General features: G+C 38.0%; 23 protein-coding genes. 3 read left to right on the plus strand and 20 right to left on the minus strand.

The genetic code is table 11. The annotated features are described in order from the left end of the window. The first annotated feature begins 65 nt into the window (after positions 1 to 65). Complete coding sequence (locus tag NYE24_RS15775) at positions 66 to 974, plus strand: AraC family transcriptional regulator (RefSeq protein ID WP_342479063.1); 909 nt, start codon at positions 66 to 68, stop codon at positions 972 to 974. On the opposite strand, the gene NYE24_RS15780 is transcribed toward NYE24_RS15775, so the two are convergent. After that, on the minus strand, positions 967 to 1476 hold the full coding sequence (locus NYE24_RS15780; RefSeq protein ID WP_342479064.1) for an AAA family ATPase: 510 nt from the start codon (positions 1474 to 1476) through the stop codon (positions 967 to 969). The genes NYE24_RS15775 and NYE24_RS15780 overlap by 8 nt on opposite strands. A 518-nt stretch (positions 1477 to 1994) precedes the next feature. Between NYE24_RS15780 and NYE24_RS15785 the strand changes: the two genes are divergently transcribed. Next, positions 1995 to 2942, plus strand: coding sequence for a glycosyltransferase family 2 protein (locus NYE24_RS15785; RefSeq protein WP_342479065.1), 948 nt, complete (start codon positions 1995 to 1997; stop codon positions 2940 to 2942). 272 nt (positions 2943 to 3214) lie between these two features. On the opposite strand, the gene NYE24_RS15790 is transcribed toward NYE24_RS15785, so the two are convergent. From NYE24_RS15790 to NYE24_RS15875, 18 genes are all read right to left on the minus strand, one after another. Next, positions 3215 to 4282: a hypothetical protein gene (locus tag NYE24_RS15790; protein WP_342479066.1), complete on the minus strand. Its 1068-nt coding sequence runs from the start codon at positions 4280 to 4282 to the stop codon at positions 3215 to 3217. 412 nt (positions 4283 to 4694) lie between these two features. Then, a complete protein-coding gene (locus NYE24_RS15795) occupies positions 4695 to 4895 on the minus strand; it encodes a hypothetical protein (RefSeq protein WP_342479067.1) in 201 nt (66 codons plus the stop codon). Positions 4896 to 5007: 112 nt separating this feature from the next. Continuing rightward, a complete protein-coding gene (locus NYE24_RS15800; RefSeq protein WP_342479068.1) occupies positions 5008 to 5730 on the minus strand; it encodes an SDR family oxidoreductase in 723 nt (240 codons plus the stop codon). Between the two features lie 4 nt (positions 5731 to 5734). Next, positions 5735 to 6979 (minus strand): AMP-binding protein, encoded by a 1245-nt coding sequence (locus NYE24_RS15805; RefSeq protein WP_342479069.1) that lies wholly within the window; start codon positions 6977 to 6979, stop codon positions 5735 to 5737. Further along, positions 6976 to 7218 (minus strand): phosphopantetheine-binding protein, encoded by a 243-nt coding sequence (locus NYE24_RS15810; RefSeq protein ID WP_342479070.1) that lies wholly within the window; start codon positions 7216 to 7218, stop codon positions 6976 to 6978. Before NYE24_RS15810 ends, NYE24_RS15805 begins: the two co-directional genes overlap by 4 nt. 448 nt (positions 7219 to 7666) lie before the next feature. Then, entirely contained in the window at positions 7667 to 10783 is a 3117-nt protein-coding gene (ileS, locus tag NYE24_RS15815) for an isoleucine--tRNA ligase (RefSeq protein ID WP_342479071.1), read from the minus strand. Between the two features lie 74 nt (positions 10784 to 10857). Further along, positions 10858 to 11577 (minus strand): MBL fold metallo-hydrolase, encoded by a 720-nt coding sequence (locus NYE24_RS15820; RefSeq protein WP_342479072.1) that lies wholly within the window; start codon positions 11575 to 11577, stop codon positions 10858 to 10860. 21 nt (positions 11578 to 11598) lie between these two features. Then, entirely contained in the window at positions 11599 to 13140 is a 1542-nt protein-coding gene (locus tag NYE24_RS15825; RefSeq protein WP_342479073.1) for a nucleotidyltransferase family protein, read from the minus strand. Positions 13141 to 13174: 34 nt separating this feature from the next. Then, entirely contained in the window at positions 13175 to 13963 is a 789-nt protein-coding gene (locus tag NYE24_RS15830) for an ABC-2 family transporter protein (protein WP_342479074.1), read from the minus strand. A gap of 2 nt (positions 13964 to 13965) precedes the next feature. Then, positions 13966 to 14754 carry a hypothetical protein gene (locus tag NYE24_RS15835; protein ID WP_342479075.1) on the minus strand — a complete coding sequence of 263 codons (789 nt, stop codon included), beginning with the start codon at positions 14752 to 14754 and terminating at the stop codon, positions 13966 to 13968. Beyond that, complete coding sequence (locus NYE24_RS15840) at positions 14751 to 15743, minus strand: ATP-binding cassette domain-containing protein (protein WP_342479076.1); 993 nt, start codon at positions 15741 to 15743, stop codon at positions 14751 to 14753. Before NYE24_RS15840 ends, NYE24_RS15835 begins: the two co-directional genes overlap by 4 nt. A gap of 28 nt (positions 15744 to 15771) precedes the next feature. Continuing rightward, positions 15772 to 16860, minus strand: a complete 1089-nt coding sequence (locus tag NYE24_RS15845) for a hypothetical protein (protein WP_342479077.1) — start codon at positions 16858 to 16860, stop codon at positions 15772 to 15774. Between the two features lie 31 nt (positions 16861 to 16891). Then, positions 16892 to 17596: a hypothetical protein gene (locus NYE24_RS15850; RefSeq protein ID WP_342479078.1), complete on the minus strand. Its 705-nt coding sequence runs from the start codon at positions 17594 to 17596 to the stop codon at positions 16892 to 16894. 5 nt (positions 17597 to 17601) lie between these two features. Next, positions 17602 to 18486: a radical SAM/SPASM domain-containing protein gene (locus NYE24_RS15855; RefSeq protein WP_342479079.1), complete on the minus strand. Its 885-nt coding sequence runs from the start codon at positions 18484 to 18486 to the stop codon at positions 17602 to 17604. Positions 18487 to 18554: 68 nt separating this feature from the next. Beyond that, positions 18555 to 19241, minus strand: coding sequence for a hypothetical protein (locus NYE24_RS15860; protein WP_342479080.1), 687 nt, complete (start codon positions 19239 to 19241; stop codon positions 18555 to 18557). A 3-nt stretch (positions 19242 to 19244) separates the two neighbouring features. Further along, positions 19245 to 20426: a radical SAM protein gene (locus tag NYE24_RS15865; protein WP_342479081.1), complete on the minus strand. Its 1182-nt coding sequence runs from the start codon at positions 20424 to 20426 to the stop codon at positions 19245 to 19247. After that, the gene (locus NYE24_RS15870; protein ID WP_342479082.1) at positions 20419 to 21177 is read right to left on the minus strand and encodes an SDR family oxidoreductase; all 759 of its coding nucleotides are present in this window, start codon (positions 21175 to 21177) and stop codon (positions 20419 to 20421) included. Before NYE24_RS15870 ends, NYE24_RS15865 begins: the two co-directional genes overlap by 8 nt. Positions 21178 to 21208: 31 nt before the next feature. After that, positions 21209 to 22213, minus strand: a complete 1005-nt coding sequence (locus NYE24_RS15875; RefSeq protein ID WP_342479083.1) for a radical SAM protein — start codon at positions 22211 to 22213, stop codon at positions 21209 to 21211. 601 nt (positions 22214 to 22814) lie between these two features. On the opposite strand from NYE24_RS15875, the gene NYE24_RS15880 reads away from it, so the two are divergent. Next, entirely contained in the window at positions 22815 to 23003 is a 189-nt protein-coding gene (locus NYE24_RS15880; protein WP_342479084.1) for a hypothetical protein, read from the plus strand. Positions 23004 to 24093: 1090 nt separating this feature from the next. Here the strand turns inward: NYE24_RS15880 and glmS are convergent. Then, positions 24094 to 25926 carry a glutamine--fructose-6-phosphate transaminase (isomerizing) gene (gene glmS / locus NYE24_RS15885; protein WP_342479085.1) on the minus strand — a complete coding sequence of 611 codons (1833 nt, stop codon included), beginning with the start codon at positions 25924 to 25926 and terminating at the stop codon, positions 24094 to 24096. Positions 25927 to 26328 lie beyond the last annotated feature (402 nt).

Here is a 26328-nt window from a genome sequence, read left to right on the forward strand (position 1 = left end):
ATTTCTCTTCTTATCGCTATGATATACATCAAATCACACCAATACGTGAAAAGGAGGCTTTCAACGTGGACGATTCATTGCGGACCGGGCAACTTTTACAGCAATTGGCTGCGCCCATCCTACGCCATGCTCCATCTGCAGGCACCCACCAGACGCTCATTCCTTCCTTGCAGTTAATGCACGCAACAGATGTAGCAGAACCGCTGGAGTCTGTCTATAAGCCATCGATCTGCGTCGTTGCCCAAGGAGCCAAAGCAGCCACCCTGTCCAGCGAAACTTATCATTACGATCCATCAACGTACTTAGTCACCTCTGTCGAGCTGCCGATTAACGGGAGAATTACCGCGGCTTCGCCTGAGCATCCGTTTCTGGGCATCAAGCTAAGCTTCGATCCCGGCACCATCCTGGAAATTGTAAAAGAAATGAATGACTCCACCCTTGTACCGGATGTAACGCGTCTTGGGCTCACTGTAGCCCAAACCTCTGAGCATTTACTCGAAGCCATCGTAAGGCTTATCCAATTACTCGACACGCCTCAGGATATTCCTGTTCTGACACCACTCATTATCCGTGAGATTCTCTATCGCGTCCTGCAAAGCGACCAAGGCTCACACCTGCATCAATTCGCCATCATCGGCAGCCATGCGCACCGGATTGCTCAAGCTATCCAAGTGATCACCAGGCAATATGCTGAATCCCTTGTCGTTGAACAGCTTGCAGAGTCCGTAAATATGAGCACCTCCGCCTTCCACAAGCACTTCAAGCGCGTCACCGCCATGAGCCCGCTGCAATACCAGAAGGTCATCCGCTTGCAGGAAGCCCGCCGCCTCATGCTGACCGAATCCCTCCAAGCCTCCGATGCCGCCTTCCGCGTAGGCTATGAGAGCCCCTCCCAGTTCAGCCGCGAATATGCCCGCAAGTATGGTAGACCTCCAGTGTCGGATGTTCAGGGGATTCTTGGGTTATCTAAGTAGCTAACTTCTTCAGACTTAGCTGTTCACGTAACGACATCCAGCTTTCCGTCACGGTTTGATGAGCTGTGTCGATCACGATGTGGTCATGATCCCATGCCTCGTAATGTCTGTTCTTCACCTCATTCCACGTGGGGAGGGTAAAGCCGGGAATATCTGTTGTACGAGTGATGATTCGATGCTTGTGTGTACATTCGTCCGAACAGACCACTTCGATTTCGACAAACGGAATTCCTAGAGAATCTGCTACATTACGCCAGGCTTGGCGGGTATAGTGAATGGGATTGACCGTGTCCGCTATCACATCAAGACCCAAAATGAGATTCTGCCTCGCTATCTCGTAACAAACGATGTAACCCTGAGGTCCGTCAACCTTAATCCCCGCCACGCGCATAGCCTGTTCTACGACATCAACCCGAAGATACGGTGCCCGAAGTTCGCTCGCTAACGCTGATGCTAATGTAGACTTCCCGGTGCCTGGCAACCCGCCGAATATATACAACATATGGATTCCCTCCTTAATAACAATCTGTTTACTGTTCTATGCCTACTGTCTCTTTGGGAATGATGATACCTTAACTACCCAAAAATTACATTATTCTATTGTTCTGCAACCAATTGATGGATCAACAAAATTCATCTTAATTCTTACAACTAGTCTGGCAATTCCACTCACTGTCAATCCTTCTGCTTTCCTGCCGCTCCCTCCCTTTCTTATACTTTCCAGTTCCCCCTCAGACTTCACGCATAAGTAACTCGCATAGCCATTCGAATTGAATAAGACAATTCAATTCGGATATTTAACTTGCTCAAATTACAATAGGAAAAAATTCTTATTTATAGTATATTAATTACAATGATTAAATTAAATTCAATTAATCAACAAAAATTACTTTATTTAAAAAATAAAGATTTTCTATCAATTGAGATAATCTAAATTCATCTAAGGTTAATGAATCAACGATTCAATTTTAGGATATTTAAACTAAGTCAGACAATACTTTAATAGGAGAGTGAATATTAGTGAATTCTTCAGTGATCATTCCAACATATAATAAATCTTTTTTTTTAGACTTAACTTTGGCTGGATTTGCTAAACAATCGATCAAAAATTTTGAAGTCATCATTATTAATGATGGCAGTACTGATAATACCGAATCTATTGTGAAGCGATATGAAAATCAAATTGATATTAAATATTTTGAACAAGAAAATAGTGGAAGATCAAAAGCAAGAAATCTCGGAATGTCAATTGCTAGAGGGGATATTTTTGTTTTTTGCGATGACGATCGTATTCCAGTAACTAATTTCATCAGTAATCATGTAAATCACATTCAAAATTACAAAAATAGTGTCTCAGTTGGGTTAAAGGAAGCTGTTTTGTCCCGTTATACAAACTCTGTTAAAACATTCTACATTGATCCTTCTATAAATCTTATTGAGTGTTTTGCCGATTTCTTTAGACGAAATCAAGAACTTTTAGATCAAATAGGTAAAGATAAAGCAATAGATCTGATTTCAACTGAACTGTTGCAACTGGACCTTAACTATTACCTTAATAAATATCGCCTATACACATGTATCGAAAATTTTCTTGAAGTGGTAGAGTATTTCGATAATCAACTAGATAAATTTCCTATGAATTGGATGTTGGCAACAACGGGTAATCTAGCACTTCATAGATTCAATTGCGAGAGCATTACCTTTGATGAAAATTTTCAAGGATGGGGGATTGAAGATAATGATTTCGCTTACCAACTAAAAAATGCCGGTTATGATTTTTATTTCAACAGTAATGCCATCAACTTCCACCAAGAACATCCCAGAAACACCGGAATTGATAGAGCACAAGCAAAAGAAAATATACAACGATTTTTTAATAAATATCGTACAAGTGATATTAAATTGTACGATAGGTTTTTCAACGGAGAATATTCCCTGCAGGAGTTAATTGGCTTGTCTATGAAATAGATGTAATGGTATCTCTGTTGGCATGTTCGGTACATTACCATACAGATGCCTTTTAATTTCCTTAATTTCGATTGTGAGGATAAATTGGAATAGTTGTTGTTAATACCACTCTTCTTGAGCTAGCCTTAGTGATGATTTATATGTACCTGATTACATTTATAAAAAAGCTACTCCTCCCATTGTATTTTCGTGACTAACAATTGGAGGAGTAGAAGATACTGTTAAGGATGTAATTGAAGGATCGATTTTGTACTGCAAAAAATTCACAACTTTTAGGGAAGAACCTTTAGCATTTTATTCGTGGCTTCACTTTCATATTTTACTATTTCACCGATTATCATAGACAAGGAAATTAATTCGTCTTTCATGATACTTGTACATATATTCAACTTTTTTCTTGCAATAATCTGATAGCTCTTTTGTTTGAAACTCCCCCATAAGCTTCGAATCTGTTCATAGCGATTGCACAAGTCCTTTGAATCCTGATCATTGATATATCCGTATTCATTCAAAAGTTTGATTAAGTTAACATTTCTTATATGAAATTGCTGAAATTGAGCGACCCTCGTCTTAAATACTCCAAACTCCTCAATTTTGGAGAATAAATCAACAAAATTCTTCCCATAGGTTTTTATTCCGGCCAACCCGATTTCATAAAGCAAATTATATTCCGATCCCAACCCACCGTGAGTCAACAAGTTATTGCACATTTTTTTTGCCTGTAGCAAAGAAACTTCTCTTTTTCCCATTAAATCAAAATTGTTATTCGGTTTATATAGAACAACTTCGATATTTTTACCATGAGAAATGAAATCTTCGCAGGATGCCTTGATAACGGAGTAAGGAAGATCGTAATATTGCATAGTCCCAGGTATCCTACAGTCCTCAATGGTCTTAAAAATCTGCGGTGAAGGATCATATCCGTAGATGAAAACGGGATGTTCCATATGATACTTCCCAGCTTCCCTTCCATCAAAATAAAAAAATCTATCTATCTTGAGAAATACACCATATCCATCATTAATTGCTTTTTTTATAAAATCATACAAGAACATTGGATTATATTCGTTAAAACTTAATTCTTTTTTTTCAAAAAGCTGGTCCAAAAAATCCATGAAAAACATAACCTTGGGTGTAAAAAAACCTTCAACATAAAACTTTTCCTCTTCTCCATCATAATTAAATTTTTGATCGATAATTTTATTATGATAGGTAACTTCTGCATGAAAAATAATATCCTTGAATTTTTCATCTGTACACATAAGCATGGAAATTAAATTATTCTTAATGCAATCTAACCACAAATCATTGTATGGCTTTATATTAGAGAAGTTAGCCAAGTTGTTGAATCCCCCTTTTAATCAATTTCAAAATTAAATCGAGGTTATACATGTCCGGAAGTAATTCTTGAATAAAATTCATGCGGCTGAAGATGGTACGGAGTTTCGAGTTGTGAAGGATCCTGGACATGCTGGTGATGTATCCTTTATGCATCCTTTCTAATTCATGCCGTTTCTCCAAACCATAGTGGTAATCCCAGATTCATGTGTAATATTAGGGCTGAAACTTAAAAAAAGTTATACTTGGATCGGGCAAACTTGATGAAGAGTCTGCGCTCAAACGTAGTATTAGGGCTGCCCTTTGAGCCATCTTTCTTATTCATAAAAAGCTGGAAGGCTATGAGCTGAACGCTCTGCGCCTGCCTTCCGCCTGAGTTCGGACAAACTGAATCTGGAGTTTTCCAAATAGGGCTCAATCTTTACCGACGATCAGATGGATGCTGCGATGATTGACCGGCTTGCTCAACACGGGCAACTGATTGTCTTTGATGGCGAGAGCTACCGCACGAAGCATCCCCTGATGCGCCAAATTGGCGGTGACAACTGAAAATTCATCGAGGATATCGGATGATCTGACCAAGGAATTCCACTTGAAAAAATCCAATTTTGACAATATGCGACTTATAATTTACATGCCAAAGGATTATCTTCAAACTTATTGGTATTTAACAAAGTCTGATGCTCTCAAAACACTGACTTTTTATTCTATCCTATACATAGATGCTTCAGATTGTCCCATTATCAACAAATATATTTCCACCGGTAATAGATTCTGATTTTTCAGTCAATAGAAAAAGAGCAGTTTCAGCCACACTTTCTATACTTGTTTTTTTTTTAAGTGAAGTTCTTTGATAAATCCGCATTTTCTGTTCCTCCGATAGAGTTGAACTCATTGAGGTGTCCATGAAACCTGCAACTATGCAATTTGAACGGATACCGAGCTTTCCCCATTCCCTTGCAACGCCTTTTGAGAAAGCTTCAACTGCACCTTTTGTTGCAGCATACATACTTAACCCTTTGTATGAAGTATGTACACTTACAGATGATATAAAAACAATTGATCCTTTGCATTTATTCAGTAACATGTCTCTGATTACATATTTCGTTAGTTGCATAGCTGCAAAAACATTAACCTGAAACATTTCTGTTAACTGGTCCATATTTAGATTCGTAACCAAATCATCATAAGCAACAGCTGAATTATTAACTAATCCCACAATTGGCCCATAAAGTTTCAACTTGTTGAAGTATAAGTCCTTAATACCTTCCATATCGCTCAGATCATAGGTAATGTGATGAAAACGTTCTCCATACTCTTCATAAAGACCCTTAAAAATCTCATGACTAGCACGACTTATCCCTAAAACAGTGTAGTTGGTATCCGTAAGTATTTTTTTTACAATCTCACTGCCAACACCTCTTGAGTGGCCGGTAACTATAATTACCATGATTTCACCTCAGCCTCTTCCCTGATCGAGTTTTACCTAATTGCTGGACTATATTAATGATTCTTGGTACTTTCCAGCTTTGCAGATGCTCCTTAGCATATCGCTTAACAGCATTCTTAATGACCAATTCATCTACATCATAGGCTTTTATCACATCTGCAACTATAATATTATTTGTAAACCGATTTGTTTCCCCCCTAATTATTAGGTCTAAAACACCATCAACATTTCGTAGAATAGATTCTATTTCAGTAGGATTGACCATATAGCCGCCAACATTAATTAATTCAGACTTTCTAGTAATAAATTGAATTTTATTTTCACCGAGCTCTACAATATCTCCCGTTGAATACCAATCATTGTCACTCTGAAGAGCTGATGAACCTTCTAGTAACGAATGGTGTATCTGAAGTTCACCCTCTTCAGTGATCCTTGTATACTTTTGAATCTTTTCATTAATCTCAAAAAATTCTCCCTGACCGACAAACAAACTACCGGTTTCAGTCGATGCATAAATGTTTAATATTTTTGAATTAGGAAAAGTCAAACGTACCAATCCCTCTAGTGAAGCATCATATTTTTCGCCCCCGAAAGTTACTCGTTTCACTAAAGGATAGCTTTTATTTAAGTAAGTTAAAGTATTCCGATAATAGGTCGGTGTTGCAGATATATGTGTGATATTGTATTTTTCTAATAGATCTCCTAGCAATCTTTGACAGTCTGCAAAAGAATATATTATTGAGTTTTTATTAAAGAATGCTTGAAAAAAAACCTGTATACCTGCAATATGCGTTGGATTATATGCAAATGCCCAAATATCATCTGAATGCCTGTCTGTACATTTTATATTTTTAACAAAAGCAACTATGTGGTGGGATATTCGTTTGGGTTTTCCAGCTGTCCCTGATGTATGTAACGTGATACGCCAATTTTTACAAATTGATTCAATTTCGGTTATCTCAGGCAGGGTGTTAATTACTCGCCCTTTTTCCTCTACTCTCTCTACAAATTGGGATAAATGATCATAATCTATTCCACGATCAATTAATTCTAATTTAGATAAGTCTCCGTCTATTATCTCGATCTCATAGTCATGAATTAAACTGTGAATGATATGTTTAAAAATTTTATAAGGATCATTATTTTTGTAATATACATAGTAACGATGCTCGTACATTTCACCTAGATCTGAGATCAACTTTGCATAAGTATAATCCAGTCCATTAACACTCATGAAAATTTTATTCATCTCTTTAACTCCAAACTTTGGAGTACATCCTTCACCGTAGATACATGTGCACCTTCAAAGATATCAACACCAAACTTTGCTTCAATTCTCACAGTCAGTTCGGCCATATCAAAAGAATCAAAATGTAAATCATCTCTTAAATTATCATTTAAATTAAGTATAGGATATGTATCCCCAGTGTTAAACGAAAGCATTTCATTAATAATGATCTGGATTTCTTCTAAGATATTATTATGCATAATTATTCTCCTATTATTTTATAGTTCAAGATCTTGATCTTACAACTAACAAAATTATTTATTTTCGATAACAAAACAGATGGATCCTTTTTGTAATAAATGCAACATAAAGTTAACGCATCCACCAATTTCCTCTCATTTTACATTCAGCAGTGAAAACTTGTACACTATCTTCGTTTTTGCTAATAAAGGATGCTTTTCAATCAGATCCATAAGGGGGGGAAGACAATAATGTAGAACTGGTTTTACGCCGACCTACGCTTCCTGGCTTACCCGTATTGAATGACATTTCGGGCCGCTACGTAAGTTTGTGCTGGAAGGCTGTGATTTTCGGCAACACAAAGACCTGGCTTTAGTTATCCAGGCCTACCTACGCTGACGAAACAAGAACAAGCGTCACGCCGCCATACTACGAGAACAAAACAAGAATTAAAGTTGTGTTCTAAATCTATATATATTTTTGAATTTTGACCTCTATCGTATTATTATCATCATCTTCAACAGATATCTCTGTTACAGGGTTAGCAACAGTCCCTGTACTTCCCATCGTCTCTCTACAGATATATTCATGCCAATCCTTGAGCACATTAGTGCTAAACTCTAACACGATTCTATCCGTAATATCACATCCAATTTGTTTTCTAGCATCTTGAATATTTCTGATAATATCTCTAACTAGACCTTCCTGTTTTAATTCTGGAGTAAGAGTTATATCCAGAGAGACAACAATCCCATGATCACTTGCAACGAAGAACCCGTCTTTTGCCTTATACGAAACTAATATAATGTTGGAATCAAAACGCTCATGCTGCCCGTTAATTTCAAGAATAACTTCATCCTCTAACATTTCAAATTTTTCGTTTTTTACCGATTTCACAATCTCAGGGATTCTATTCGGGTATCTATTTCGAATCTCATTGAAATTAGGATCATACTTGACATAAGCAATACTTTCTGAATCCTTAATAATTTCAACATTTTTTACGTTTAACTCTTCTGCGATAATATCACTGAATTCCTTAATAATCTCATTATTAGATACATCAGAGAAGGCAACCTTTAATAAGCTTAACGGCTGACGATTTTTAAGACTATTTTTATTACGGATAGTTCTTGCTAAATAAATAACTTTCTGTACTAAAGCAATTTTGTTAAGCAATTCCTTATCCTCATATATCGCAGGTATACGCGGCCATTCTTTCAGATGCACTGAATAGTCACCTGTAAGTGTAGTATAAATTTTCTCTGCAATAATTGGTGCAACTGGTGCAAATAACTTTGTAATATTAACTATTACATAATACAATGTCTCATATGCATCCAACTTGTCTTTTGACATTTCACCGCTCCAAAATCGTCTTCTGGAACGTCTGATATACCAGTTGGTAAGGCCATCTATCAAACTCAATAAGTGTTCAATATACTTGTTAACCTGATATGCATCCATATTAGCAGTTATACTTACTTCTGCCTCATATAACTTACATAAAATCCACTTATCCAGCTGATTATCTGTAACAGGTTCCTTAATCCCATCTGGCTTAAATCCATCAATATTGGCATATGCAATAAAGAAATTACAAGCATTCCAAAATGGAAGAACAAGCTGCTGGTAAGCCTCCAAGATCCCTGATTCATCAAATAGTAAATCACCAAGCAGCATTGCATTTGTCTGATACAGATATAACCTGAATGCATCTGTACCGTACTGTTTCATCAGTTGCATTGGATCTGTATAATTCTTGGACGATTTAGAAAGCTTCTTTCCATCCTTCGCCAAAATAGTTCCGTGGACAATACAGTTCTGGTAAGCATTCTTATCAAATAATGCTACTGCGAGAACATGTAAATAATAGAACCAACATCTTATCTGGCCAGTATATTCAACGATGAAATCACTGGGGAAATGAGATTCAAACCACTCTTTATTTTCAAAAGGATAGTGCTTTTGAGCAAATGGAACAGAACCACTCTCAAACCAACAATCGAGAACTTCTGGTATACGTCTCATAGTCTTACCACAGCATTTACAGTCAAATGTTACTGTATCCATATATTGACGATGAAGATCATATAATTTTATACCACTCGCCTGATATATCTCTTCAATGCTGCCAAGAACGACTCTGTCGCCGCATTCTTCACATTCCCAAATCGGAATTGGAGTACTCCAATATCTGTTTCGGGAAATATTCCAATCCCGCGCATTCTCCAGCCAATTTCCAAATCTGCCACTTTTAACAGTATCAGGAATCCAATTGATACCCTCATTTAGTTCGACCATACGATTTTTTATTTTTCCAATATCAAAATACCAAGCATCCATAGCTTTATAAATCAATGGATGTTTACATCTCCAGCAATGAGGATAATTATGTTCAAGAACTCCATCTGCGATCGCTCTTCCATTATCGTATAGGAAACGGATTACAACAGGGTTCATTTCTATAACATTTTTCTCACCTTTAGGATCATAGAAATCAGTAACTTCTGCTGTGTATCTACCTTTTTCATCCACCGGGTTAACTAAAGAAATACCATGCTTTTTACATGTCCAGTAATCGTCTTCACCAAATGCGGGTGCTATATGAACAATACCAACACCATCTTCTGCTCCTACATAATCAGCACTTACAACTCTAAATGCATCTTTTGTATCTTTAAAATAATCAAACAGAGGCTCATACTCAATGCCGAGTAAATCAGTACCTTTACACTCCTTTACGATTATAGGCTCTGCTCCGAAAATATGGCTATAATTCTTAAGGGTATTCTTAGATGCTACATATATCGCTTCTCCAACATCTACAAACGCATAATCAAGATCTACGCCTACGGCAAGACACAAATTGGATGGCAAAGTCCACGGAGTTGTTGTCCAGGCTAAAAGGTAAACAACCTTGTTTTCGATTATTTCCTGTGTTTTGAATCTTGCAATGACCCATCGGTCTTGTCTTAATCTTGTAGAATCAGACTCTCTCGTATCAGAAATAGAAAGAGACGTTTCACAGTGAGTGCAATATGGAGTAACTCTGTAATTTCTATAAATTAAGCCTTTATTGTAACATTCTTTAAAGGCCCACATTACGCTCTCCATGTATTCTGGATTCATTGTTTTGTAAGCGCCATCGTAATCAACCCAACGCGCCATCTGATCTACATATTCTTTCCACGATTCATTATTGTTTGATACAATTTCAAAACACTTTTCATTAAATTTATCAATTCCAATATTCTTTTCAATTTCGTTCTTATCTTTGATTCCCATCAAAACTTCTACTTGATTCTCTATAGGCAAACCATGACAATCCCATCCCCATACCCTGGGTACCTTATATCCTTTCATGGTCCAATATCTGGCAATCATATCCTTAATAAAGGAAACTAATACAGTTCCGTGATGTGGCTTCCCTGTCGGAAAAGGAGGCCCATCATAAAATACAACTTCCCCTTTCCCTTCACCTTTTACCGATTGTTCAAAAATCTTTTCATTTTCCCAAAATTCAAGAATTTCCTTTTGAATAGCAGCCACTTCTGGTCTTGCTGTTAATTCTTTATACTTCATTTTTTCGCACCTCATTTACATTTTCTGAAATATCTATTAACTCCATCCGGTCATGGCGAAGTTGCCCCTATTCTTTATCTCAATGAGGTAAATGCTACTTGCGCGGCATACCGAAGTAAACTTGTCCCATTACGCAAACATAATTTTCCATGCCCGGGCAAAATCATATCTGTATCATACAGCATTAACTTCATCATACTATCTACTGTCATTTGCCGATTAAAGAACGGATCACCCTTCCAACCAAAATTAACAGCATTCAGAAGAAATCCATCCGGTTGCAGCATATCTCCAGTAAATAAGACGATCTTATCGTCTAGTGAAATCCGTATTGCCATACTGCCAGGTGTGTGACCGGGCACTTTGATAAATTCAAATGAAATACCATTGATTTCAAGGACTTGGTCTTCAGCAATCAATAAATCAGGCGTAAATGCCGGATAGGCTTGCTCCTTATCAAAAGGAGAATTTAATCCCCATACCCCGCCATTTGTGCAGTAGGCAGCATCTTCTTGCCCTACAATTATGATCGTTCCGGCTTCCTGTAGTTCCTTTGCGCTCCCACAATGGTCATGATGGGCGTGGGTGATGATACAATGAGTAATAGGTTCGTTTACATTAAAGTAAGAGAGAGTTTCTTTTAACATAGCTAGACCCGTTACGGCCGTACCACAGTCTATTAAGATTAGCCCATTAGGTGTATGTATTCCGTAAACCTCGCCTAGGGTTGCGACGTTATTTACGGCGGAAAAATAACTGCCACTTAGCACAAATATATTATTTGTAATTTTCATAATTTTATTCCTTTTTTTAATTTATTTTTCTATCATATTATCTAGGTAATCTGTGTAAAACATCGGAAAGGTACTTTTTGCAGGGATTAGTTCGGTCATGGTAAACCCATTTTTATCATCATTTTGATTTTGGATTTCAAGTTGAACATTGTAGCAAATTTTATTGTTATTTGGGTCTAAAAAGATTGGTTCAAAATCCACTGTTATATGCAATTTACCCTCAACAACTTTGACGACTTCAGGTTGTATATCTATATTAAGGACTTGCATGTTTTTATCAGCAGATTCACTGTTCAACAAAACTTTTGCGGTACCACTCTTCAGTTTTATAGCGAGCACAAAAAAATGACCATATGTATCATGCATTTTTTTGTTGCTGCTAAGAAATTTTATTATACAGGTACTTTCACTATCATCAAAATAATATTTGGAATTAATATACAAGTCAAGTGTCAATAATTTGTGTGAATAGATCAGTTTATAGTCTAATATCTCTGGAGAAAGACAATTATCATTAAAAGTTATGTCAGAATTGTAGTAAGCATCGCAAATCGCATTATAATAAGCTTTTGATTTTATATCTTCACTAAAAAGCTCCTCAATGTAGTCGATTGCATAATACTGTGAAAAATAATTGTACAGTTTGGCTACCATATGTGGTTTATTGATTTGATTATTAAAAATCGAAATAATATTTTCTTCAAATGTTAATCCGAATATCTTATTGGTTTTATGCATAATCCCTAGGATAATGAAACATATACCATAAAGATCTGCTGCTTCATACAGTTTGTTATAGTCAATCTCATATTTTTTAGTAAATAATGCTATTTCGTATACATCACGTAGGCCATTATCGCTCATATTAAAACATGTCGTCGAGTTGCTGAAAGCGGATAAAAACAAATGAAGCAGAGTATATGTTATATCCAATGTTCTATAATTTTGACCACCTATTTCAATATCCATCGTATGCGCAAAAAAATCAGTGATTATGTTATTACTATTAACCGCATTCATCTCTCCAGATATTACCTTAAGCTCTAAAAGACACAAGGAAGGACTTTTAAGCTGAATTTCATGATAATTTACGGTAAATCGCAACCCAATGTCCTTATTTACAATGCCTAATTTTTTATAGCCCAAGTTCACTAATTCATTAGCAAAATCTTTTTGAAAGGAGGAATCAACTAGTAAATCTATATCCCCAATCCTGCGAAGATGGGGGTCATTATAAATTAAAATGGATAGGGGCATTCCTTTAATCCATACAACTTTATCTTGTGGGTAGATATCGCGAATGGATTCCATAGTTTGAAGCTGATTATGCACACCCTTTTTGCATTTTTCATTATTTTCTTGATAAAGTTTTTTAATGTTATCATTGCGTAAACCACTCTCAGCACTGATTAGTATACTTATTGTACTAGGAAGAAGTTTATTTTTTTTCGCGCATGTTATAAGTGAATTAAAATATTCAATATTATGGCACTTTTCAATAATGGCTCGTACATCTTGCTGGTTATTCCGTAATAATGTTAATAAATCTATATTTGCCTGCATATTTTCACCCTCCTAATTAAATAACAATCATTTTTCATAACCGTGTTACAATCGTATTCCCCGATTCATATCTACGTATCCCACGATAAAAAAATGCCCCCGCCAGGAAGCAGTAAAGGGCCACACCAACCAATGCCATGAGCAGCTTTGGTAATGCGAATGCATGGAACAACTGTAAAGGGATATGCACAGCAATGCCAGCCGGAATGATGCTATACATTAGTACTCGAACAAATGGTCCATAGATTTTTTCAGGATAAATAGAGAAGTTGATGATAAATTCAGTGGCAAATTGCCCTATCATCGAAGCATCTCCCCAATAAAAACTAAGCGTATGTGCGGTCAGAGTAACTGCGGTGAGTAAGACCGCGCAGATAAACGCACCACATATAAACCACAACCATGCCGACATGTTGTCTGTATAAAATAAGCACATGATTATCAAACCATAAATGAAGTCACCATATGCGGAAAGGCGTGTTCGAGAACACAGCAGATTTAAAAGCACATTGCAGGGTTGGAGCAAAAACGCATCAAACTCACCAGTTACAATCAATTTTGTGAGATTGGAAGCATTGGCGAAAAGAATCTGTCCCAAACCGAAACCGGTGCTGGTAATAGCCCATATAAACAATACATCCTTAAATTGATAGCCCGCGATTTCGCCGCCTATCTGCGAAAACGTTATCCACCAGAATAAGATGAACGAACTGTTAGAGAGTGCCATACCGAATATCTGTGTAATAAAACTTGCACGGTATTCAAGTGAAGAAGCCAAGTTTAGTTTGAAATAACAGTTAAAAATTTTGAGATGTTTAATCATGCCTATCCTCCATTCACTTGCAAATGACGCACACTTAGTCTATAACACAGCAGTACTGACGTGATTGCGAAGAATACCCATGCGGCCTGTCTTGGTATCAGTTCCATCGCGGTAAGAGTTGAGAAATCGACAAACAGCTTTGCGGGAGCCCAGTAGATATAAGAGAACGGAAGGCTTTTAGCGATTGGTTGTAACCATCCCGGCAAAAATTCCACCGGCAGGAACATTCCCAACATGAAGCCTAATTTTTGATAAATCAGGAAAATCGCAAAATTATCTTCAACCACAAATGACGATAAACCTATCAGCATCAGGAAAAAGTAGTTTAGAATGATACCCAATGCAACAGATATCACCAACGCAGGAATACCCGCCAAACTAAATGTAGTAAGTGGTCCAACAAAAACAAACCCGAGGATAGCTGCAAATACACCGAATATTAGCGCGTTCGCCAAGAGTTGGCCAAGGGAATTGGCGAACTGGAAGAATACATAATGAATCGGGCGCCCAAGTTGATAGACAATCGCGCCGGATTTGACATCATCGTTCATTGTATTGTATATACTGGAAGTACAGGCGAATGTGATAAATTCTGTCATAATCAAATACCATACTATTTGTGTGTAGGTATAGCCATGTACACTACCTTCCTGATATATCGCCTGCCACAGGTTCATAAATACAAAAATAAATAACGTATAGAAGCAAAAACGCGAGAGAACATTAGCTCGATACGCAAGTGAATTCGATAAGTTCACTTTGACAATGATATAATATTTTCGTAGCTTCATCTCAAACCCACTCCCAATTTAAACATAGCAGCAATGATGTCTTCCATCGGCGGGTTACTTATAGTAATATCAAGCACATTTCCAAGAGCTGACAGTTGCGCCATCACTTCGCCAATTGGACGGGTATTGGTATCAACAGTTAGTGTAGATTTTAATCCGCCTTCATGATATACAGCCTTCACTCCCGTCAATTCTGGGATAGTCTGCGGGGAGCTCAAACTTACATCAATTAGTTTTACCCCCAAATAATCGGTGCGTAATTTTTCCACCGGGGAATCTAGCACGAGTGCACCGTTGTCGATAACCACCGCACGCTGGCAAAGCTGTTCAATATCGGCAGGGTCGTGGCTGGTGAGAAATACGGTAGTTCCCCGTTCTTTATTAAGGCGCAGGATTAACTTGCGAATGGCTTGCTTGACCACAACATCAAGCCCGATTGTTGGCTCGTCCAGAAACAGAAGCGCTGGTTCATGAAGTAAAGACGCGGCTACCTCACAGCGTACACGTTGACCAAGCGATAGCTTACGTACGGGTGTATGTAGAAATTCGGCGAGGCCAAAAAGCTCAGTCAGTTCATTGACACGCCGTTTACGTTCTGCGTCATTTATTTCATATATTGCGGAAAGCAGCGTGAAGCTGTCCAAAGCAGGAAGATGAAGCCATAACTGAGACCTTTGACCAAACACCGAGCCGATTTGCATTGCGAGTTTCCTGCGCTCTATAGTAGGGCTCATACCCAGAACTGAAACGTCACCGCCAGTAGGATACAAAATCCCGCTTAGCATCTTAATGAATGTGGATTTGCCTGCCCCGTTTGGCCCGATAAAAGCGACTAGTTCGCCCTGTTCTACCTCAAGGCTAATCTGCTTTACCGCTTCTACTTCTCGCCAATCAGGTTTTATAAGGGCGCGGAAGCTCGCTTTCAGTCCTTCTTCTTTCACACGAACTCGATAGGTCTTGCTTAATAGGTGTGTTTGAATTGCTTTCATGTCCGTCCCCCTCTTAATAAGTCGATGTTCATATATTACGGCGGTAATTAAGCATCGTTGTCGACTTATAATTGCCCGGGTTCTTTTTTTTTAGTTGCAGCACATTTTGCAATTGGGTATGCAATGTAATTAATTCGCACATTTCATGCCATTGATTTGTATCAAAACTAACATTAGATAAAAATTCAAATAGCTCATCATTCTTAAGGCGAGAGGACATAAAATACTTGCAGGTTGAATCTTGTAAACGTATATTTTTTTGGCTCCAGCCAACGCCAAGTAAGACGAGAAGTTTTAAAGCTTTTCTATGCTTTTCATCACTTAGGAAATGAAGTACGTCTTTTCTTACGCTCTCAGTTTCTATAAATGGCAAGCCGATAAAGTAGACTTTATTACGTTTGATGATTTGGGCAAGATAATTGATGATAAATAAAGAAAACATATGTTTTACCGATGCAACCACAACAACATGTTGTTTGCATAAGAGCAAAGGTATTGTTTTCCATAAAAAATCTATATCCAGATAAAATAGCCGATTGTTTATAACTGCTGAAACACCGGTATTCCGTACCCTACTTATGCGCATCTGACTGTTTAACAGAGACTTTCTGAAGTGATTAAAATCTGAATCCAGATAGGATGGGTATATCTCCGTATTTTGACTAAGTTCAATTTCTTTAAAAGAAAGATACAAGCTTTCATGATTATCTAAAATCAGTTTTTTCTCACAATATCGGCATGTTAATTCGCCTTCTCTGTTTTCTATTAATTGCATTCCTACGTTATCTTTACTGAATCGGTTTAACTCTGACTGGGTCATTTCGGCTCTTCCACATTCACAAACGGCTGTTGGTTTGTTCATGATACAAATATCATTTGTTTCGTATAGCTGTTTCACCAGTTCAACAAAATCATGAATATAATCCCTATCATAATATAGGGTCTTATTGCTAATGAAATTGAATTTTTTTTCGAAATTGGAATACTCCTCTTCACTGTATGACTTAAAAGAATGAAGTGAGTTTATGCCGAGATAATAGCTGCTCTGAAATAGGTTTGCCATATATTCGCCGAAAATAGCAGTAGAGAAAAAAAAAGGAGTCCTCATTTCTTTCATTGGTTGAAATGGCAAGCTAATAAAGCATAAATCATGCATTTGTTATACCATTCCTTTCATGAAACCTAAGTGTCTCCGAAACAGCTTCTATTTTATAGTAAAAGGAGCGATATTTAATGATTCCTTCAATTTCTTGCGGTGTTAGTTCATTTTTTAGATAGTCACGCAATATTTTAAAATCTTCTATGTACTGTTCGATCGTATCTGGACAATGTACATAGCTTAAAAATATTTTTAATATTTTTTCATCCTGATGCGTTAATGTTGCTTTATCCATAGATAAATTAAAGGTAGACGGACTCACATCATGGAGGATGGTGATAGTTCCGTCTTTTGTCTTATTCATTGATTGTCTTAGTTTAAATTTCACATTTATTGTTTCCTTTACGAGTTCATCATAGGGTATATTTTTATGTAACAATAAAATCAAACCACAATTACCAAACATATACTTATTTATATATGCATGAGATTGAACATGTGCTTCGATGGTAGCACTTTTAGCATACGTGTTTTTATAAATATCATTCAATATCGCATCCCAATAAGAAATCCGGTAAACAGCCGCTATCGTAATATTATTTTGCTTCAATGTACTGAAAATTTGTTCAACAAAAACAATTGAGCTTGGATGAAGCAATAAATATGTATACTCCATATTTTTTCGATCATCTGCATTGTGAACTGCAGATGATCTCCCCCCTTTATGATAAATTTCACAAAAAAATAACATCAATTTATTTATGGCGCAGGATACACCATTACATATTTTTCTGTTGAATCCTCTTGATAATAAATCCAGTCAGAACAACTTGCACAAGCACCTTGATAGACTTGATTCTTTAAGTTGGCTTTATGTTCATCCAGTTTCCCATTTTTCATTAAGGCCTCCAGAGAGTAGTCATAATCCCTAAGGTTTCCGAGTGAATTTTGACCTTCAAAATCACTATAACACGTAACAACATCACAATTACTTAAAATACCAATTTTCTCCTCAAGTCCTTTACATAACCCGCGCTTAACAGAATAGTCGTGTTTATCAACGAGAGATAGATCCAGTTCAATGCTATTCGCCCTGTTTGTAAAATTATGAAACGCTGCATGAATACCATGATCGTGAAAATATTCAATAAATTCATTGCGTTCCGAACCATCACCTGTATCAATCATAACCGCTTGGAGTTGAATAGGAATTTTGAGATAATCTATATATTTTTTAAATTCCAATAAATTCTTTAATACCAATGGTAATTTGTCAACTCCACGTGTTCTTTTGTAGGTCTCGCGGTCTAAAGTAGATATAGACACTACGATATAATCTAAGCCAGAGGTAGCTAATGCATGTCTTCTTCTCTCAGTCAATAACGATCCATTTGTAGATATCCTTGTTTTTGCGCCTTTGGATTTTATATAACTAACACGACTTAAGAAGTTGGGGTCTGTAAGCGGCTCTCCATAAAAATGCAACCAAACTCCGTTGTCATTAAATAAATGATAATTTTTATCAACAGTTTTATAAAAATCATCCATACGCATATGACCACTTCGGGGATTCCTCACACAAATCGGACACTTATAGTTACATATACTAGTGACTTCAAGATTCTTTATTGCAATATTGCTCATAGTAATCTCCAATCTGCCGCTATACGGCCAGTAAAATCAAGTAACTGATATGCCTGGAAGTTTGATGATTAAACTAAAGGGGGAACTCCTTTAGTCATTGAGTTAACATAGGATATAATATAACCGATTGCAGATTTACTCTTGTGCTTAAAATGCGCTTTGGTATTCTCGTTCAAATCCCAGAAATTTATCGAGCCCGGAATATCTGAAACAACTATAAAAGCAGTGAAATTATTCAAATTTATTTTTGCCGCTCGCACACAATAAACAATTTCCATATCCACAACATGACATCCTGCTAAACGTGCTTGCTCACAATGACGAGATGCAGTGTCTCCTAATAAGCATGGGGAATACCCGCAGACAACAACATCAAATCCTCCAACTGTATCGAGTCGGTACTTTTTCCCTGTAGTATCAATAGCGGTTTCAACTTCTAGAATTGAGCCTATTGCAATATTTTCAGATAGATTACCTGCATAACCATAAAATATTACTTTGACTCCAGAGAAAGCATATAGCACATCCTGAGAGGACAACCCTTGCGGTATAATGACTATCATTCCTGTTAATCCATTTTTTGTTTGAAATAGAGTGTTTTGAAAAAAACCACTTTCCTGAAAATCAGTAGACTGAAACAAGACATTAAATTTATTAAATGCAGAGTTAATAGGTGTAATAATTACCACTTCAATATCATTTGTTAGGCGGCCTAGCAACGCTTGTTGTATTTTTTCTTGCTTTGAGTCTATCATTTTCTATACAAACTCCTTTATGGTCTCCAAGGATAGGATTCCACTAGGAATGTCTTTTCTATTTTCTAGTCCTAAAAGAATATCCTTAACTGCCATATTTACAATCTGAGGTGTTATAATACATTCCCTTTTATCGAGGAATCCGTTAAATCTCTTCAGACCATCAAAGGGGCATCCACCACCACAACTTGCTAATGCTATACAGGAAGCACATGACTGAACACCTTTTTCAGCTAGAGCCAGCGGGCAATTTTGATTCATTTCATCATTGGTTATTTTTTTGTAAACCGGGTCGTCGTCAATTTTTGAACAACGTACAATTGACTTATCTGGTAAGACTGTTGTTTGAGATGTATGTAGTCCACATGAGAACTTTTTTATTTTCCCTTTTAGTAACGGTTTGATTCTCCAACTTATCTGCATAATTTCTGCATTAATCATTTTTCTATGTTTGTATAAATCTGATAATGCATCTCTGTATTCTTCCCCTGAAATCTCGTCAAAATTATTCTCTGTCCAATGTGGCATGCTATACCCAATTTTTAATGGATGAAAGGTTTCATCAATTTGGCCGATTACATCTGTGATAATACGGATATTATCTTTTGTAGCAACCATAAAAAAACCATAGTTAACGCCAGCACTAATGAGTATGTTGATACCTCTTATGATGTCGTTATACATATAGCCGCCGCCTTTATATACCCTCATTAAATTATCTTGAAATTGTGGCCCATCTAATGATATATAGACAAACACATTCCGTCGGGCTAACTTTTTTGCCATTTTGTCTGTTAATAATGTACCATTCGTTGAAAACCTTATTTCTCCATCAAAATTTTCCATAATAAAATTAATATCATCAAAACATATAAGAGGCTCTCCACCAATAATAAATATTTCTGTTATTTCTTTGAACCACGGTTGTATTAGTAACCACTCCCATAATTCTTTAACATTCAAACTCTCCTTTTTTTCCACTTTATTACCAAATACAATGCAATAAGAGCAATTTCCATTACATAGATGTGTTATTTCTAAACGCATTTTCGACAGCTTTGTATCATTGTAATCTTGTTCTAATTTGTCTGGCATGCTATCCATCCAAAATCTATTAACATAAGGAGAAAAGTATACCTTTCTGTAATTTGTTAAATTATATTCAAAAAAATTCTTATTAAACATTATTTTCACTCCTTTTCTTTTTTCTATTTATATCTAAAACAGTACCACTATCCATCAATAACGTTTGCCCTGTCATTTTTTTATTATCAAAAATTAAATATTTTACTAATTCATATACATCAATAGGTTCAATTAAGCCAAACGGCATTTTAATCTCTGATTTTTGCATCATCTCATTTATTTTTTCATCATCTTTAAGATAGGTCTGCAAAAAATTCGTTCTAACAGAAGCCATAGCGATCGTATTTACACGAATCTTATTCGCCATCAATTCCATCGCCAGAATCTTACTAAACATTTCAATTGCAGCCTTTGTTACTGCATAGGGTGCACTCTTCTCTTGAGGCATCACAACCTGTTCAGAACTAAAATTAACTATATTTCCGTTCAAAGATTTTTTCATTAAAGGGATAGTGTATTTGGTCAATAAAACCATACCTTTTAAATTCACATCAAACACTTTTTCCCATTCATTCATTGGTAAATCTTCTATTAAATATCTATTTTCGCAACAAAAAATCCCAGCTGCATTCACCAAGTAATCAATTTTCTCAGTTTGTCTTGAAATTTCACGGATACAATTAATCACTTCGCTTTCCTTGCTGATATCGCATTGATAAAAATTAATTTTATCAAGGTTTATATTACTTTTATCTAAGCCAAACACCTCAACCCCTGCATTACTGAGATTCTCTGCTACACATTTCCCTATACCAGATGCGACGCCTGAGATAAGGGCAATTTTTTTCATCTTCCCGACCTCTTTCGGATAGAAAGTGCTTTCATATCTCCACAAAATTTAATCTTTCATTTAAAGGGTCCTCCGACAAGTAACTTCCGTTGTGAATGCTAGCCAATGCTGGACATCCACTAAATCCGTATATAGATTTTCTCTCATCTAGCACAAGATCTAAATCATTGCATTTTTCCAAGCAACTTCCTAACCCACCTTTTTGCCATGTCGAAGAAAATTGATTTGTATTATCGATCTTAGAAAGCCAAGAGCAAGGTGAAACTCTACCTTCTGCACTAATATGAAACATTTGTTTTCCGCCCGGACAGGGTGAGCTTTCCGCATTAAGCTCTTGCCTCCGCTTCATGTCTATTTTGAAAAAAGGATTTGAGTTCTTGTTAATTAATTCACAAACTGTTTCATATAAACTCTGATATTCATCACTTGGAATATGTATATCTGGATTTTCTTTAGCACGTCCTGTATTAACTAATATATTGAAATTTAATTTACTTATTTCTTTTGATTTCGCAAAAGATATAATTTCAGCAAGCTGATTTACATTTCCTTTCCATATAATAGTACTCATCTTTGTAGTAATACGTTCTCTTTGTAATAAATCCAACATTTTGGTTAAGTGATTAAATGAACCTGGTACCCCACGGAAAAGATCATGTGTTTCTTCTATGCCGTCAAGACTTACTGAAACAGTATCGACACAGTTTTTAATTGTAGAAAGATGATTGTTTATTGCTAATCCATTGGTGGCAAGAACAATCTTCATTCCCAATGAATGTGCATACTGTAGAACTTCATCAATACCACAATAAAGAAGTGGTTCACCACCCGATATGTATAATTGCATTATTTGGTGATTATGTAGCTCTTTAAAAAGTTGTTTTATTTCTTCTTTTTCCAAAACCTGTTCATAATCAACTCCTGAATTATTCATGCAGTGCTTACAAGACATATTGCATAGATTCGTAATTTCAAAAAAAGCACGTTTAACACCGTGTTCTCTTTCACCAAATAAACATACAGATGTTGATTTCATAAGCCGCCTCTTTTATCAATATATTTTTAAAAAATAAATGAATTTTATGACTTTCGTTCAACCTAGATAAACCTCAAACCCACCATATTGTTTTTATACACTAAATATATTATAGATCTAAAGGGTAAATTTTACAACTATAAAAATATTATCTTTATTAATCCATAACTAACCATTTAACCAAAAAAATATATAAATTAAGACTCAAAACCAAAATTGGCGGTTGAAAATCGAAACGGAGAAAGAACGTAAATACAACTGGAAAAACATCTGCAAATCTTGTATTGTTGTAAGTCATACCCGACAACAAGAAAAGGAAATGACAGATGCTGCTCCAATATATCAATGCTCGGTTACCAGAACTATAACTTCATAGTTTTCTCTCAATTAATGATTCGGAAGTGCATTTGGAAGCCTCGTCGCCGGCGTATAAACAACCTTGCCCTATTTGCACTTCTGTACAAGCTGTGAAGCAAGATGGCCATAATAGGTCACGTCAGATTCGTCTTATCAGCGTTTTTGGCAAGAAGTACTGTTTGCACATTCCCTCGCTGTACTTAGCTTGTTTACGGTGTAATACTGGGTTTATCTGGACGTATGCATGGGTAAGTCCCAAGGAACAATACAGCCGTCAGTTTCGTTCACAGACGGTAAACTAGGCACTCGGCTCCACGGCAGCGCATACCGCGAGAATGCAAGAAGCACCGCCAGCACGGTTCAGCCCATGCACCAAGAGACCTTGCCCACAGAGAACGAGCGTCTGTTCGAACAGGCTTGGCGTCAAGCCTAAGACACGCTAGAGCTAGTGCTCGGCATCGACGACTTTGCAATAAAAAAGGGCCATACGTATAACACCGGCTTTCACGATCTTCGAGGCGAAAACTAGATGCACTACGTGTGTTTGCCGAGCAGCATCCGGAATTTTCAAACCTAAACCCCAAGGCTGTCGTCATGGATCTGGCTCTAACGTACCATCCCTCGATCTGCGAGTGTGTTGCGAGGGCACTCCGAATTGCAGACCGCTTTCATGCTCACGACTATGTGATTAAAAGTGTCCAAGCGATCCGGAAATCCATTCGGTCCCCCCTTTCTCCTCAGGCCAAACCCTAGTACGAAATTCTTGTCGAGAGAAAATATAGTCTTACTAAAATTGTTGGGTTTATGTGTTATGAGGTTTGGGATCTTGGAAATCGTCAGCATGAAAGAAATAAAAAAGTATTTGATTGTTTGTTCGCAGGGTACTGCAGCCGCCGTTCTTGCTTTGGTTATTCAGAGGCATCAGGTGCGTAGAGTTAGCCGCAGGACCACCTATAGCGCTGCCGTTACCGCCAGGTTTCATCCAGAGCAGACCTGTAGCATGAAGCGGCAGTAAATGACATTCCACTGGTACGTTCCACAGGCTTTGACCGGGAGCATCCCGATTTGAAATGCAGCAACTTGCCAATCCTTAAGCAACACAATTAAATCCCTTTACCTTCATATCCAGTCTACAATTATATTTTCTCAGTCTAATACTCTATTTTGCGAGTCTAACACTGTATCTCTTTAAACACATAGGTCAGAATCAATCACTCTTGTGCAGAAGGTTTAATCTTTCCTTGTTCAATCTCACTTAGCCTACCCTGAGATATACCTAATTTCTCAGCAAATTCAACTTGATTTAATGTATTTTGCAAGCGAATAACCTATTACTTTATCCCCTATCTTATTCATTCTCATCCCCCCATCTAAAGAATAAAGCCGCCCTAAATTCTTAGGACGGCTCATGATGATTAATTTAATTGTTGAATACTTTTTCAAAACAATACTTTAATGAATTTTTTAAATCAGAACAATACTTTAATGCAATCAATCAATATTCTAGTTGTAATCCCTATCCCCTACTCCACAGTAACACTCTTAGCCAGGTTTCTTGGCTTATCCACATCATGATCCAGAGCCAGCGAAGCATAGTATGCCAGCAACTGCAGGGTAACTACAGACAGTGCAGCAGTCAGCAGCGGCAGAGTCTGAGGGATTACGAATACCTGGTCAACGGAGCGGAGCAGGTCGGTTTTGTGCTCTTCGTGGGTGATGGCCATGACATGGGCGCCACGGGCCTTAACTTCTTTGATGTTGCTGACGGTCTTCTCCAGCACGGATTCCTGAGTCGCCAGAGCGATGACAGGAACGCCTTCTTCGATCAGTGCCAAGGTACCATGCTTCAGTTCACCCGCAGCATAGGCTTCGGAGTGAATGTAGGAGATTTCCTTGAGCTTCAGCGAACCTTCCTGAGCTACAGCGTAATCTACGCCGCGGCCGATGAAGAACAGGTGCTTGTGCTCAGCGATTTGCTCAGCGTAGGCTTTGATCGCGTCTTTTTGACCGAGAATCACTTGTACTTGCTCTGGCAGGGACTGCATAGCGGCCAGAATCTTGGCAACTTCAGACTCAGACTGTGTACCGCGTACTTCAGCCAGATACAGACCCAGCAAAGTGAATGCGATCAGCTGGGAAGTGTAAGCTTTGGTCGAAGCTACAGCGATCTCTGGACCAGCCAGCGTAACCAGTACACTGTCTGCTTCCCGGGCAATAGAGCTGCCTACTACATTAGTGATTGCCAGCACATGGGCTCCGTTCGCTTGACCTTCACGAAGAGCGGCCAGTGTATCTGCAGTTTCACCCGATTGGCTCACTACGATAACCAGTGTCTCCGGAGTTACGATTGGCGAACGGTAACGGTATTCAGAAGCGATATCATTCTCTACAGGAATACGCACCAAGGATTCAATCAGGTTACGTCCAACCAGACCGGCATTATAAGCAGTACCGCATGCTACCACTTGGATATTGCGGATGTTCTTGATTTGTTCTTCTGTCAGGTTAAGCTCAGGCAGAATAACCTTGTTGCCTTCCGCATTCATCCGTCCGCGCATTGTATCGCGGTAAGCCTTAGGCTGCTCGTGGATTTCTTTCAGCATGAAGTGCTCATAACCGCCCTTTTCTGCGGTAACGGCATCCCAATCGACAGTAATCATTTCCCGAGAAATAAAGTTGCCTTCAATTGTCATTAATTCGACAGCATCCCGCGTCAATACAGCCATTTCGCCGTCGTTCAAAATATATACGTTGCGGGTATATTCCAGCAGTGCAGGAATATCGGACCCGATAAAGTTCTCGCCTTCTCCAAGACCGATAATCAGCGGGCTGGCTTGACGTACAGCTACCAGTTTATCCGGTTCATATTCAGTCAGAACACCCAGTGCGAACGCTCCGCGCATGTAAGTGATCGCTTTTTGCACAGCCTTAACGATATCCCCATTATATTCACGGGCAATCAGATGGGAAATTACTTCTGTATCCGTTTCGGAAGTAAAGATGGCTCCTCCGGCAATCAACTCTTCCTTCAGGTCCAGATAGTTCTCAACAATCCCGTTATGAACAACCGAGAATTTGTGAGTGTTATCTGTGTGAGGGTGAGAGTTCTCATCGGATGGCTTGCCGTGTGTAGCCCAGCGGGTGTGGCCAATGCCAGCGCTGCCTGTCAGCGGAGTCGCGTCCAGACGGGATTCAAGATTTGCCATACGTCCCTGTGCCTTCACAATCTGCAGACCTTCCGTGGTGAACACGGCAATACCTGCGGAATCATACCCGCGATACTCCAGCTTCTTAAGTCCCTCTACCAAGATCCCCTGCGAATTCTGATTACCAATATATCCTACAATACCACACATTATATTTTCCTCCGTCCAATTTATCGTAATTAGGCGCGCATGAGGAAAGAAACGTGCCGTGCGGCATGTTTTGAAGAAAAGCAAATATGATGTTGTCCATTACACTCAACATGATAACCTGTCACTTGCATCGTTAGTCACGATTATGCACAGTCTTCTCCTCTGCCGTGGCAGAACCGTCTGCGTTCCTGCAAATGCGCATACCCATGATTTGTACATCTTTAAGTTAGCACCCACAAAAGCGTTGTGTGCAAGGTCGCCCTCGCATTTTCCGCTTCCATTTACGGCTCTGGTGCATCACCGGGAGGTCCCCGCCGAACATTTCGAACACCTCCACCTCGTCAGCTTACATCTGCCGTGATCCGTTCAGACCGTCCTGCACTGTCGGCGCAGCCACCGGTC

The sequence above is a fragment of the Paenibacillus sp. FSL H7-0350 genome (assembly GCF_038593195.1).
Classification (GTDB): Bacteria; Bacillota; Bacilli; order Paenibacillales; family Paenibacillaceae; genus Paenibacillus_AQ.

What these genes read in the sequence shown, in the direction of transcription:
- NYE24_RS15780 (WP_342479064.1), bottom strand. Translation starts at nt 1,476, where the DNA reads ATGTTGTATATATTCGGCGGGTTGCCAGGCACCGGGAAGTCTACATTA.
- NYE24_RS15800 (WP_342479068.1), bottom strand. Translation starts at nt 5,730, where the DNA reads ATGGTAATTATAGTTACCGGCCACTCAAGAGGTGTTGGCAGTGAGATT.
- NYE24_RS15805 (WP_342479069.1), bottom strand. Translation starts at nt 6,979, where the DNA reads ATGAATAAAATTTTCATGAGTGTTAATGGACTGGATTATACTTATGCA.
- NYE24_RS15810 (WP_342479070.1), bottom strand. Translation starts at nt 7,218, where the DNA reads ATGCATAATAATATCTTAGAAGAAATCCAGATCATTATTAATGAAATG.
- ileS (WP_342479071.1), bottom strand. Translation starts at nt 10,783, where the DNA reads ATGAAGTATAAAGAATTAACAGCAAGACCAGAAGTGGCTGCTATTCAA.
- NYE24_RS15820 (WP_342479072.1), bottom strand. Translation starts at nt 11,577, where the DNA reads ATGAAAATTACAAATAATATATTTGTGCTAAGTGGCAGTTATTTTTCC.
- NYE24_RS15825 (WP_342479073.1), bottom strand. Translation starts at nt 13,140, where the DNA reads ATGCAGGCAAATATAGATTTATTAACATTATTACGGAATAACCAGCAA.
- NYE24_RS15830 (WP_342479074.1), bottom strand. Translation starts at nt 13,963, where the DNA reads ATGATTAAACATCTCAAAATTTTTAACTGTTATTTCAAACTAAACTTG.
- NYE24_RS15835 (WP_342479075.1), bottom strand. Translation starts at nt 14,754, where the DNA reads ATGAAGCTACGAAAATATTATATCATTGTCAAAGTGAACTTATCGAAT.
- NYE24_RS15840 (WP_342479076.1), bottom strand. Translation starts at nt 15,743, where the DNA reads ATGAAAGCAATTCAAACACACCTATTAAGCAAGACCTATCGAGTTCGT.
- NYE24_RS15845 (WP_342479077.1), bottom strand. Translation starts at nt 16,860, where the DNA reads ATGAAAGAAATGAGGACTCCTTTTTTTTTCTCTACTGCTATTTTCGGC.
- NYE24_RS15855 (WP_342479079.1), bottom strand. Translation starts at nt 18,486, where the DNA reads ATGAGCAATATTGCAATAAAGAATCTTGAAGTCACTAGTATATGTAAC.
- NYE24_RS15860 (WP_342479080.1), bottom strand. Translation starts at nt 19,241, where the DNA reads ATGATAGACTCAAAGCAAGAAAAAATACAACAAGCGTTGCTAGGCCGC.
- NYE24_RS15865 (WP_342479081.1), bottom strand. Translation starts at nt 20,426, where the DNA reads ATGTTTAATAAGAATTTTTTTGAATATAATTTAACAAATTACAGAAAG.
- NYE24_RS15870 (WP_342479082.1), bottom strand. Translation starts at nt 21,177, where the DNA reads ATGAAAAAAATTGCCCTTATCTCAGGCGTCGCATCTGGTATAGGGAAA.
- NYE24_RS15875 (WP_342479083.1), bottom strand. Translation starts at nt 22,213, where the DNA reads ATGAAATCAACATCTGTATGTTTATTTGGTGAAAGAGAACACGGTGTT.
- NYE24_RS15880 (WP_342479084.1), top strand. Translation starts at nt 22,815, where the DNA reads ATGGGTAAGTCCCAAGGAACAATACAGCCGTCAGTTTCGTTCACAGAC.
- glmS (WP_342479085.1), bottom strand. Translation starts at nt 25,926, where the DNA reads ATGTGTGGTATTGTAGGATATATTGGTAATCAGAATTCGCAGGGGATC.